Raw genomic sequence first — 12,614 nt, 5'->3', positions numbered from 1 at the left:
ATTATGCATTCTTGTTAATAATTTCTTTTGCCAAACTTAAATAATTTGACGCTCCTTTGCTGCTTACATCATATTTAATGATGCTTTCACCATAACTTGGTGCTTCTCCTAATCTTACATTTCGCTGGATGATCGTTGCAAAAACCATATCGCTAAAATGCTTTTGCACTTCTTCTACTACTTGATTAGATAAACGTAATCGTTGATCGAACATGGTTAATAACATGCCTTCAATATCGAGATCTTTGTTATGAATTTTTTGAACACTTTTTACAGTATTCAATAATTTCCCTAAGCCTTCCAAAGCAAAATATTCACATTGAATCGGAATGATCACCGAATCAGCTGCTGTTAATGCATTTAGTGTAAGCAAACCTAGAGAAGGAGCACAATCTATCAAGATGTAATCGTAAGATGATTTTAAATGTGTAATCGCCTTTTTGAGCATGTACTCACGTTGATCTTTATCAACGAGTTCAATTTCTATAGCCACAAGGTCAATATGTGATGGTATGATATCAACATTAGGTGAATTTGTTTCTATAATAGATTCTTCAGCAGATGCTGTATGTTCTAATAATTGGTAGGTTCCAATATCGACGCCCTCTACATCGATACCAAGACCAGAAGTTGCATTGGCTTGTGGATCGGCGTCTATAAGCAATACTTTTTTCTCTAGAACTCCTAAGGATGCTGCTAAGTTTACCGAAGTTGTTGTTTTACCAACACCTCCTTTTTGATTAGCAATTGCAATGATTTTACCCATTAAATGATTTGGTTTATTGTTTGTTGCAAAAATTGGGTTCCAGTTGTTTTCTGAAAGTTGTCATTTAGCTCTCTTAACTTATCTTTTCATCACTTCGTATCATAACTATGAAGTTTATGAAAAATTTTATTTGAGAACAAAATGTTTGCTTTTCAGTACACACTAAAAATCAATTTTTTTCACATCAAAAATACGATTTATTATGAGTTTATAAAGCGGAAGTTGTTAACAGTAGTGTATAAAAAAAGCAGCCTGTTATGGCTGCTTTTTTATGAATGTATTGAATACGACTATTCTTCTGGTAATAGAATTGCTTTTAAGTATCCATCTTGTAAATATTTCTTAGCCACATTATGAATATCTTGAGTTGTAAGAGCATTCACATTTGCTTCGTAATTAATTACATTATCTAGGTCTGATTTATTATAATCGGCATTTTTAATAGCAGATAACCAGAAACGATTTTGTTCCAATTGCTCTTTTCTTGTCAGTAATAAAGCTTTCTTAACTTTATCCAAATCTGTAGCTTCTGGACCATTGTCAATAATTTTTTGAAGTTCGGCTATTGAAGCTGCAGCTAGTTTTTCAGCATTTTCTGGTGCACAGGGGAAGGAGATGCTAAAATTAAATTGGCTATAAGGCAATTTTGAAATCGAACCTCTAGCTCCAGCGCCATAGACACCACCTTCTTCTTCTCTTAGTTTTTCAATAAGTTTGATACTTAAGATTTCACCTAAAGCACTCATAGCTCTAGCTTCTTTTACATCGTATGTCGTTTCTCCTCTATAAATTAAATTCACCTGACTTTTAGGTTCTGTCCCTTTATTGTAAGTGAATTCTAGAGCTCCAGATTTCGGTCTAAAGTCTGAAACTTTATACATTTCTCTCGTAGAGTTTCCTGGTAACGATGCGATATATGTTTCGGCATAATCAGCGAGTTGATTTGCATCAATATTACCTACAAAGTAGAAATTGAAATCTCCAGCATTGGCAAATCGTTCTTTATACTTATCATAAGCTAAATCATAATTCGCTTTGTCTAGGGCTTCAGAATCAGGGAAACCCGTATATCTTGGGTTGCCTTCATTTAAAAATTCTCCTAAAGCAATAGAAAATGACACATTAGGATTTGATAAGATGTTTCCTAAAAATGCTTTTTGCTTACTTATATAGGACTGAAATGCTTCCGGATCTTTATCTAATTTAGTAAAGTACAAGTGAATCATTTGAAACATTGTTTCCAGATCTTTTGGTGTTGCGGAACCTCTCATTCCTTCCTCTAAACCTCTGATGTATGGTCTTACGTTAGCTATTTTACCAGACATCACTTTAGTCATGTCATTTTTCTTCAAACCATCAATACCAGCTTCAAATAATCCGCCATTTGCACTAGCAGTTTCTTTTAAATCTCCATCAGAGTATAATGATGTTCCACCATAACTGAACGCTTCAAATAGAATTTGGTCATTTTTAAAGTCGGTTTTCTTATACGTTATTTTTGCACCATTGCTTAAAGTGATGGTTGTCGTTTCATTTAATTTGCCTTTGTTATTCACATCAACACTAGCAATACTTCCTTTATTTGGTTTGCTGGCCATTAATTCAGAACGAACAGCTTCATCTTCATAACCGTCAATGTCACTGTTTTTAACGCTGTCAAGTAAATCGATAACTTCTTTTTCAGTCACCTTTGTAAGACCTTCTTTTTTAGGTCCAGTTAGCACTACCAAGCGATTATCATCATGTAAGAAATCTCTAATTAAACCATTAACTTCTTCTATCTTAATAGTTGGTAACTGGGATTCTATATAATTGTAAGACCACTCAATTCCTGGCATTGGACTTTCCTGTAAGAAATTTTGAATATAACCATTCACCATACGATTAGACTCTTGCTTGTCTTTATCTTTGAAAGCACGCTCTATTCTTGCAAAATAATCTTTCTTAGCACGCTCTAATTCCGAAGCATTGAATCCGAAACGTTTTACACGCTCATTCTCTTCTAACAATGTTTTTAACGCATCTAACTGACCGGTTTCATTAGTTTGTGCTACCGATTGATATGCATCTTTGTTTCCTATAATTCCGCCATGATATGAAAATCCGTAGATGAAAGGCGGATTTGGTTTATTACTGTATTCTCTAAGCCTATTGTTAATCATTCCTGTAAATAGGCCTTCGACCATATTATCTCTGTAATCCTTTACAGTTCTGGTTTTTTTAGATTTTCCTTTATCCTTGTAATAAATATGAACCTGACTTCCCGTTGCTTCTTCATCCCATTCGATAGCGACGAATGTGCCATCATGATTCTCTGAACCAAATTCTTCTCTCGGTTTAGGGCTTTCAGGGTTTTTTAAACCACTAAAGTTTTCCTTTATTTTCTTTTCAAGTGTTTCCACATCTAAATCACCAACAGCAATGACTGCCATTAAGTTTGGACGATACCAATCTCTTTGGAAATTTCTTATGCTTTCATATTTAAAGTTCTCTAAGTTTTCTTTTGTACCGATTGGAAGACGATCTGCATATTTTGAATTATAGGCAATTTTATCTAAATACTTTGATTGCATTCTAGTTGAAGCACCAAGGCGAGTTCTGTATTCTTCGATAACAACACCACGTTCATCATCAATATCTTGATCGGTTAATAATGCTCCACCAGCCCAATCTTGTAGGATTTGAAAGCCTTTGTCTAATTTTTCAGGATCATCACTTGGAATAGGAAGAATATAAACCGTTTGATCAAATCCTGTATACGCATTTAAATCTGCTCCGAATTCTACACCAATACCTTGTAGATAATCGACCAATTCATTTTTCTTGAAATTAGTAGTCCCATTAAAGTTCATATGCTCCATAAAATGAGCTAGGCCTTTTTGGTCTTCAGTTTCTAATATAGATCCTGCTTTAATCGCTAAACGGAGTTCAACCTTATCTTCAGGTTTTCCGTTGTTTTGAATGTAATAGGTGAGGCCATTACTAAGAACTCCCGTTTTTACATTTGGATTCTTTGGGATCTCTTCTGAAGGCGAAATTTCTTTCTTCTCCATTGCGGTTTCCTGTGCAAAAGTTACTACAGAAATAAAGAATGCCATAAGCATACTAAGCATGAGTTTTGTTGATGGTTTTCGATTCATAGTTTTGAGTTTAATTGTTTGAAATAGTTTGAACTATAAATATAACTAAGTTTTTAGTTCAAAAATATTAAATTGTGCTAATTTTCTTATCTATCTTCCGAAGATAAAAAACAAAGGTATTGATTTAAAGAAGTTTAACAGGTTTTAACGGTTGGGCGTAAATAATAGAATGGTTATAGTAGTCTCTACTATAACCATTCTATATTATATGATATTATGAAGTATGGAATATTAAAATTTATACCCTAACTTAAGTGATAAATGACTTTTTTTAGACTTTATTTCGGTTTGTTCTAATACGACAATGTCATTTTGAAAATCTGGTAAGTACACTAAAGACCCTTCAAAATTTTTCATGAAAGTGGTACCTACTTCCAATCCATAGATAAATCGTGTATTAGAACCTGTTCTTTGAGTGAAAAAGCTTTGATTTAAATCAGTTACATCATAACTAATTATGGCGGCTCCAAATGCAAGACCGATATAAGGGTTTAATGAGGCGTCTTTATCTTTAAAATAGAATTTTGGTGTTATGGTGAGGAATAATGACGATATGTCCTGATCTAGTTTATTTTCAATCTCTGAAGATGCATTAAAATTGTATTGAACACTTAGATCAAAATAAAACCTTCCTATTAGGCTTTTGACAAAGCGCGGAGAAATATTAACACTGGCATAGATACTTAAACCACTGGTATTGTCTGAAGCGTCAATGTACGTTGGAAAATTAATGTCATTAGCTTCTGAATAGTAACCAACACCAACATCAAAATTTATGATTCCTTTATGAAACGCATATTCTTGATCTGACATTTCATCACTCGTTAAATCATAGCCATCAGAATAACTAGAACACTCATTATATGTTTTAATTAAGGAAATGATTCGTTTTTTAGATAGCACACTTTTATTAGTCTTCTTTCTTGCCTCAACACAATCTTTAAATATAACCAATAGTCGACCTCTGTTGACTCTATTGTTATTTACATTATCTACATTCATTAATTCAACTTTACCTGTTTTGGATTTCGTATTTTCGATGTAATAGTTGTTTTCTTTTAATGTTTTATAAAATCTAACATGGCCATTTGTTAAGACATCTGCAAAAACAATCATTCCATTTTCGCCTAAAGTCGCATATGTTTTTCCCTCTTCAGAAAAATAAATAATAGCATTATTAGTATTGGATACATCATGAGTTTTTCCGTCACTAGATGTAAATTGGAGTGCTTTAGTAGAATTAGTGATTTTGTTGGAGAAGTAACCATTGTAAGTTTTCTCATTAAGGGTCAACGTTCCTGATATATGGTTTTGCGCATACATAAGATTAGAGCAGATAATAAATAGAGAAAAAAGGATTTTAGTGACTGAGTTTTGCATAGTAGTAATTAATAAAATTAGTAAGTAGGTTAGAAAAAAAAAACAAATATACTGCATTAGAGTTATGTAAATAATGAAATTGAGTTCTAAATAAAATTAAATTTAGAGAGCCTAAGACAAAAGGATTTTGGCTTAATGATTTTACATCAATTGCTTTAAATTTGGTTTCAAATTTTCAAAGGTCATTGCTTAATTTGTTTGGCTTAGACGGTAAATAATATAAACTTCCGTTCTTGTTTTAAATCCTCTTTTATTAAGATAAAAAGGTTAGTAATTGAAATATTATGACCAGCCCTTTCCTGAACGGACCACTTATGATTTGATTTTTTATTCAACCAATATTTCTAAGATCTTAATCGCAGCAGCACTAATTTTAGTTCCAGGTCCAAATACAGCAACAGCACCAGCATCAAATAAAAACTGATAATCTTGCTTCGGAATCACGCCTCCAACAACGACCATAATGTCTTCGCGACCGTAATTTTTTAGTTCTTCTATTACTTGAGGTACTAAAGTCTTATGTCCTGCAGCTAAAGAAGATACGCCTAAAATGTGGACATCATTTTCTATGGCTTGTTTTGCGGCTTCCTTTGGTGTTTGAAAGAGCGGACCTATATCGACATCAAAGCCAACATCGGCATAACCAGTAGCAACTACTTTTGCTCCACGATCATGACCATCTTGTCCCATTTTAGCAATCATTATTCGAGGTCTACGACCATCTTGTTCAGCAAATTGGTCTGCCAGTTCTCTTGCTTTCTTAAAACTTTCGTCGTCTTTAATTTCTTTACTATACACGCCTGAAAATGATTTAATTTGTGCTTTATAACGTCCGAATTCTACTTCTAAAGCATCACTAATTTCTCCTAGTGTTGCACGTTCACGAGCAGCATTTACAGCTAAAGCTAATAAATTATCTTGTCCTGAGCGAGCAGCTTCGGTTAATTTTGAGAGCGTTGCATTTACTGCTTCAGAATTTCTAGTCGATTTGATATGCTCTAATCGTTTTATTTGTCCGTTTCTAACCGTTTGATTATCGACTTCTAAAGTTGAAATTGGATCTTCTTCTTCCAAACGATATTTGTTAACACCAACAATGATGTCTTGTCCAGAATCAATACGTGCTTGTTTACGTGCAGCGGCTTCTTCAATTCTTAACTTTGGAATACCAGCTTCAATAGCTTTAGTCATTCCGCCAAGTTCTTCTACTTCTTCAATTAAATTCCATGCTTTTTGAGCGATATCATGTGTGAGTTTTTCAACGTAATAACTTCCTGCCCATGGATCTACAGTTTTTGTAATGCCTGTTTCTTCTTGCAAGAAGATTTGTGTGTTTCTTGCGATACGTGCCGAAAAATCTGTTGGTAATGCAATCGCTTCATCCAAGGCATTCGTATGCAAACTTTGTGTGCCTCCAAAGGCAGCAGCAGATGCCTCAATGGTTGTTCGAGCGACATTATTAAACGGATCTTGTTCAGTTAAACTCCATCCGGAGGTTTGACAATGTGTTCGTAATGCTAATGATTTTTGATTTTTAGGATTAAACTGACTTACCAATTTTGCCCATAACATTCTGGCTGCTCGCATTTTTGCGATTTCCATAAAATGGTTCATGCCAATAGCCCAAAAGAAAGAGAGGCGAGGAGCAAAGGTATCGATGTCCATTCCGGCTTCGAGTCCTTTTTTAATGTATTCTAATCCGTCTGCTAAGGTATAAGCCAATTCAATATCACCAGTCGCACCAGCTTCTTGCATATGATAGCCAGAAATACTAATACTATTAAACTTAGGCATATGCTGACTTGAATATTCAAAAATGTCTGAAATAATTTTCATTGAAGGCGCAGGAGGATAGATGTAAGTGTTTCTTACCATAAACTCCTTGAGAATATCATTTTGAATAGTTCCAGCCAATTGTTCTGGAGCAATGCCTTGTTCTTCAGCAGCAACAATATAAAATGCCATGATTGGTAAAACAGCACCATTCATGGTCATAGAAACCGACATTTTATCTAGTGGAATCTGATCGAAGAGGATTTTCATATCCTCAACAGAATCTATAGCAACTCCAGCTTTTCCAACATCACCAACTACACGCTCATGATCTGAGTCGTAACCTCGATGTGTTGCTAAATCGAAAGCAACAGATAATCCTTTTTGTCCAGCAGCAAGGTTTCTTCGATAGAAGGCATTACTGTCTTCCGCAGTAGAAAAACCTGCATATTGGCGAATAGTCCATGGTCGACGAACATACATCGTAGAATAGGGTCCACGAAGGTTTGGCGCTATTCCTGCAACAAAATTTAAATGCTCTAAGTTTGAAATATCTTCTTTTGAATATGAAGAGTTTACAACAATATCTTCGGCAGTTTTAAATGAACTCTTGACTTTTGGCCCTTCGCTCTTTGCTTTTTGCTTTAATGTTATATGTTGAAGTTTTTTTCGCATAGAAAATTAATGGTTATGCCCATCGTGTGATGTGTCCTTTTCAATTTTTTTGGCTTGAGGCGTTTCGGGTGCTTCCTGGCTAAAATCCATATCATAGATTTTTCCGTAGAACAAATCTAGTGCTACATAAGCGGCTAAATGCTTATCATCTTTCATTCCAAACGTTTTACGTTTCAATTCATCGCCAAACATACGCATGCTCATACTGTTGGTTTCTATTAATGCGCTAAATGTCTTACGTAAAGGTTCATCTATAATTTTTGGTCCGATACATTTAAATATGGGATGTGTAAAGTTGACTTTGCTACCATCAGGATTTGTTGTCCAAAGGCTTTCATCTTGTTTTAAAGCTTCTAAGACTTTTATGGAATGATCTGAAACCATTTTTCGAAAATCAACCCTATTAGAAATGGCTTGACTTACAAATAAACTATATGCACGCGAATATATTGGATTATCTGGCGTATAGAAATTCACTAGATCACTTTCAAATGATTGAAGCGCTTCTTGTAATAATCCAGTCTCTAATCCTTCACAATCAATGAGTTTTTCAACACTTGGGTATTTATAATCAAAAGATATCTGTTGCACTTTTTCGTCGTCTTTACAAGTAAAAAGACAAAGACATAATGCAAGTAGGGCTAGTTTTAATTTCATGATTTTAATTATTATTCGTTTTTAAGTCGTTCTTGTTCTATGGCTTCAGCTAAACGTTTTTCGATAATTGGTGCAATTAATGTTTTTACAGGATTTCTTTTAACAAAAGGATATAGCTCCAAGTCGTCTTTCATTTTATCTTCCGGATTTGGATGTTTGTTGGTTCCTAATAATATATATTCACCAGCATCAAATTGTGCTTGCTCTTTTGAAGCATTTTCCTTAATTTTTTTCTGAATAGTACCGTCTTTTAGTTGAGATAGAAATCCGCCATTAGCTTCAATATCCTTAAATAATTCTAAGGCTTTCTCGCTAAGCTGCGTTTCAATACTTTCGATATAATAAGTACCATCGGAAGGATTATCAACTTTATCAAAATAGCTTTCATGTTTTAAAACTAAAAGCTGGTTGCGAGAGATTCGTTCACCAAATTCATTGTCTTTATGAAAAATAGCATCATACGGTAAATTAGTAATCACATTGGCGCCACCTAGAACAGCACTCATACATTCTGTAGTGGTTCGCAACATATTGATATTATAATCGTAAATCGTTTTGTTCCGTTTTGTTGGAGTCACTCGAATCTCGCAGGTTGGATTTATCTTATATTCTGAAGAAAGTGTTCTGTATAAAGTTCGTAAAGCTCTAAGTTTGGCTATTTCAAAAAAGTAATTGGTACCAACAGATGTATTAAAAACAACAGTTAGATTTTCCTTTTGAGTCGTATTTAATAGGGTGTCAAAATGATTGAAATATTCATTGAGATGTGCCAAAGCATATGCTAATTGCTGTACCATGTTTGCGCCAGCATTTTGATACAGATCAACATCAATACTTATGGTGTTGGTGTGATTTAGTATCGCTTCAAATTGCTTGTGGTCATCATTTAGATTGGTATACCAATTTCCAGTTCTAGCAAGATGTCCAATAATATCAGTTTGAATATCGATGTGTTTTTCTGAAGGAATGGCTTTTATAAATTCTGAAGAGAGAAACTCAAATTTGAAAACTATTGGAGTAGAAGAGGTGTCTATTCCATTTAGTAGTTGTTCCACTGAAATGTTTTCATCTGGAATAATAAATACTATAGATTCTGCGCCTCTAGAAATGGCGTCTATAGCTTTTGCGTTTGATTTTTCAGTATGAGCTACGAATATGGATTGACAAATTTTAAATTCACTTGCCTTAGATTCTGAAACCGATGGTAAAGTGTCAAATTCATCTGCATGATAAAAAGGTTTTACATGTATACCTTCATTGGTATGCCAAATTAAAGTGTCATTGTAATCGGCACCTTTTAAATCCGCTTGAATCTTTTGTTTCCATTGCTTAGAAGAAATTTCAGGAAAATCATTAAATAAAGTCTTACTCATCCTTTTTCTCTAGTTTTAAGCTGTCTTCGTATTCAATAATATAAATATCTTCATTTTCCTTCTTCATATAATACTTTTCGCGTGCTAATCTCTCGATACCATCTTCGGTGCTCAACTCCTTAATCGCTTTTTTGTCTTTTTCCATTTCTTGGCGATAGTACTCTTTTTCATTTTCAATATCATTTTTATCCTGATTTAACTCGCTGTGTATGATTAATGAGTTAGAGTCAATAAATAGCATCCATACCGCAAATACGATAAAGACAATCACATATATGTTTTTTAAGTACTTAAGCATTAATTTAATTTTTCGTTGATTATAGTTTTCACTATATCAACTGCAACAGTATTGTATTTGTTGTTTGGGATGATAATATCTGCATACTCTTTCATGGGTTCGATAAACTGTTGATGCATTGGCTTGAGTGTTGTTTTGTATCTAGCAAGCACTTCATCTATATCACGTCCACGTTCAGAAATATCACGTTTTAATCGTCTTATCAATCGCTCGTCACTATCTGCATGAACAAATATTTTGATGTCAAACATTTTCCGTAACTCCGGATTGGTGAGTATTAATATACCTTCAACAATCATGACCTTTCTGGGATTGGTTTTAATGGTATCTCCAGTACGATTGTGTTTTACAAACGAATACACAGGTTGCTCTATTGGATTTCCTTTTCGCAATTCACGAAGATGTGCTTCTAATAATTCAAAGTCAATTGAACGCGGATGGTCAAAATTAATTTTTATACGTTCGTCATAACTTAAATGTGATGTGTCCATGTAATAGGAGTCTTGCGAGATCACTCCAACTTCTCCTTCTGGTAATTCGTTAAGTATTTGATTGACAACCGTTGTTTTGCCACAACCGGTTCCGCCTGCAATTCCTATTATAAGCATAAGTAATAACTGAGTTTTATGTTGAGCAAATTTAACAATTAAGATAGAAAATCATTCTTTAATTTTTGAAATTTCTTCTACACTTATCAACTTATCATTAGAATTCCCCCAACTGTTCATTATATAATTCATCACGTCTGCAACTTCCTCGTCTTCAAGTCCCAAAGCCGCCATGACTCCATTGTATTTTACACCATTTACTGTAATCTCACCAGATTGTCCATATTTAATAGACTTAATACTTTCTTCTCGATTTGCCATTAAGTAATCAGACTTCGCTAAAGGAGGAAATGCTTTAGGCACGCCTTTTCCGTTTGGCAAATGGCAACTCATACAGAAATCGGCGTAAATACTTTTACCTCGTTTCATGCTTTCAGTTAGTTTCGGATTTTGTAGTGAATTGTTTTCTGCGGATAATATAACCTCTGAAATATCTTTCTTTTTTTCTGAAGAATTGCATGAGACGAATACTAAAAACACAAATAGTGTTACTAAGTTTAACTTCATTTTGTCTTGGTGATTTTAACGATTCCTAAATTTTCAATTCCAACATAGATATAGCCATCGGGACCTTGATTTACTGAGCGCACTCGCCCTAAGCCATCAAGTAAGCGTTCTTCTTTGACTACTTTTCCATCTTTAATATAACAATTATCTAAGTATTGAAATTTTAATGAGCCAACCAAGAGATTCCCTTTCCATCCTTTGTATTTATTGCTAGAGATGAATTCCATTCCACTAGGCGCAATTGAAGGTGTCCAGTAGTGGAGTGGTTGTTCCATTCCAGAGCGTGCAGTTTCATCAGTAATTTTTGTGCCAATATAATTTATGCCATACGTAATAATTGGCCAGCCATAATTTTTGCCAGATTTAATAATATTGATTTCATCTCCACCTTTTGGGCCATGCTCATGGGTCCATATCTCTCTGGTGTCCGGGTGAATAACCATGCCTTGCGGGTTGCGATGCCCATAAGAATATATCGCGGTTTTAGCATTGTCTCTTCCTACAAAAGGATTGTCATCAGGAACTGAACCATCGTCATTCAAGCGATATACTTTCCCGCCATCACGAGTGATATCCTGCGGATTCTCATCACGATTTCCACGCTCTCCAATAGTAAAATACAAGTAACCTTTATCGTCAAAAACAATTCGTGACCCAAAGTGCTGACCTTTGGTCGTGTTTGGTGTCGCTTTGTAAAGCACCTGCTTTTCTATTAAGGTATTGTTCTCAAGTTTTGCTCGCATTAATGCTGTATGACCACCTTTTCCTTCACCTTCTGAAGATGCATAGGTTAGGTAGATCCAACCGTTGTTTGCGTAATCAGGATGCAATTTTATGTCAAGTAATCCACCTTGGCCACGATTATAAACTTCTGGAACTCCTGTAATTAAAGTCTTTATTTCATTTTTAAAATGAATAATTGCCCCTCTTTTTTCGTTGATAAGCATAGAGCCATCAGGAAGAAATAAAAAAGCCCATGGATTTGAGAGATCGGAAACTATTAGCTCAAATGAATGTTGTTTATTGGTAGGATTTTTATCCTGAGCACAAGCAAAAACACTAAGAAAACCAATAATAAATACAGAATGTCTTATTAATTTCATTAAAAAAAAATTTAAGTATAAATTTAATAATAAAAGTTATCAATTTTTAAAGAAAAGATATATATTTGCACCTCGAAATTTTAGACAAATTATAAATTTAGTGACTCTAAAATTAGATAACCGTTTTCGGGGTGTAGCGTAGCCCGGTTATCGCGCCTCGTTTGGGACGAGGAGGTCGCAGGTTCGAATCCTGCCACCCCGACTTTTATTGAGGGCTCTTAGCTCAGCTGGATAGAGCACCTCCCTTCTAAGGAGGCGGTCGCAGGTTCGAATCCTGCAGGGCTCACAGAATCCCTTTCATTTAGTTGGAAGGGATTTCTTGTTTTAAAACTAA

General features: G+C 34.5%; 10 protein-coding genes and 2 tRNA genes. 2 read left to right on the top strand and 10 right to left on the bottom strand.

Features of this window, described 5'->3' with window-relative positions; all coding sequences use genetic code 11:
* Position 1: 1 nt before the first annotated feature.
* The 10 genes from V7719_RS16785 to V7719_RS16740 all read right to left on the bottom strand — a co-directional run bounded on the left by V7719_RS16785 (position 2) and on the right by V7719_RS16740 (position 12,280).
* A complete protein-coding gene (locus tag V7719_RS16785; protein WP_335731104.1) occupies positions 2 to 766 on the bottom strand; it encodes a ParA family protein in 765 nt (254 codons plus the stop codon).
* Between the two features lie 290 nt (positions 767 to 1,056).
* On the bottom strand, positions 1,057 to 3,906 hold the full coding sequence (locus tag V7719_RS16780; RefSeq protein ID WP_335731103.1) for a M16 family metallopeptidase: 2,850 nt from the start codon (positions 3,904 to 3,906) through the stop codon (positions 1,057 to 1,059).
* A 231-nt stretch (positions 3,907 to 4,137) separates the two neighbouring features.
* Positions 4,138 to 5,286, bottom strand: coding sequence for a hypothetical protein (locus V7719_RS16775; protein WP_335731102.1), 1,149 nt, complete (start codon positions 5,284 to 5,286; stop codon positions 4,138 to 4,140).
* A 327-nt stretch (positions 5,287 to 5,613) separates the two neighbouring features.
* Positions 5,614 to 7,734, bottom strand: coding sequence for a methylmalonyl-CoA mutase (scpA, locus tag V7719_RS16770; RefSeq protein ID WP_335731101.1), 2,121 nt, complete (start codon positions 7,732 to 7,734; stop codon positions 5,614 to 5,616).
* 6 nt (positions 7,735 to 7,740) lie between these two features.
* Entirely contained in the window at positions 7,741 to 8,391 is a 651-nt protein-coding gene (locus tag V7719_RS16765; protein ID WP_335731100.1) for a hypothetical protein, read from the bottom strand.
* An 11-nt stretch (positions 8,392 to 8,402) separates the two neighbouring features.
* Positions 8,403 to 9,764, bottom strand: a complete 1,362-nt coding sequence (locus V7719_RS16760) for a methylmalonyl-CoA mutase subunit beta (protein ID WP_335731099.1) — start codon at positions 9,762 to 9,764, stop codon at positions 8,403 to 8,405.
* Positions 9,757 to 10,062: an FtsB family cell division protein gene (locus tag V7719_RS16755; protein WP_335731098.1), complete on the bottom strand. Its 306-nt coding sequence runs from the start codon at positions 10,060 to 10,062 to the stop codon at positions 9,757 to 9,759. Before V7719_RS16755 ends, V7719_RS16760 begins: the two co-directional genes overlap by 8 nt.
* Complete coding sequence (udk, locus tag V7719_RS16750) at positions 10,062 to 10,670, bottom strand: uridine kinase (protein ID WP_335731097.1); 609 nt, start codon at positions 10,668 to 10,670, stop codon at positions 10,062 to 10,064. Before udk ends, V7719_RS16755 begins: the two co-directional genes overlap by 1 nt.
* Positions 10,671 to 10,721: 51 nt before the next feature.
* On the bottom strand, positions 10,722 to 11,177 hold the full coding sequence (locus V7719_RS16745) for a c-type cytochrome (protein ID WP_335731096.1): 456 nt from the start codon (positions 11,175 to 11,177) through the stop codon (positions 10,722 to 10,724).
* On the bottom strand, positions 11,174 to 12,280 hold the full coding sequence (locus V7719_RS16740) for a PQQ-dependent sugar dehydrogenase (protein ID WP_335731095.1): 1,107 nt from the start codon (positions 12,278 to 12,280) through the stop codon (positions 11,174 to 11,176). The genes V7719_RS16745 and V7719_RS16740 overlap by 4 nt, the downstream gene beginning before the upstream one ends.
* 127 nt (positions 12,281 to 12,407) lie before the next feature.
* On the opposite strand from V7719_RS16740, the gene V7719_RS16735 reads away from it, so the two are divergent.
* Together V7719_RS16735 and V7719_RS16730 are read left to right on the top strand one after the other, a co-directional pair.
* A tRNA-Pro gene (locus V7719_RS16735) sits at positions 12,408 to 12,482 on the top strand.
* A gap of 10 nt (positions 12,483 to 12,492) precedes the next feature.
* Positions 12,493 to 12,566, top strand: a tRNA-Arg gene (locus V7719_RS16730).
* The last annotated feature ends 48 nt before the right edge of the window (positions 12,567 to 12,614 follow it).

The organism is Psychroserpens sp., from assembly GCF_036960315.1.
In the GTDB taxonomy this organism is placed as follows: Bacteria; Bacteroidota; Bacteroidia; order Flavobacteriales; family Flavobacteriaceae; genus Psychroserpens.
The sequence above is the reverse complement of the archived record's forward strand: the minus strand, read 5'-3'. Positions and strand labels throughout refer to the sequence as shown.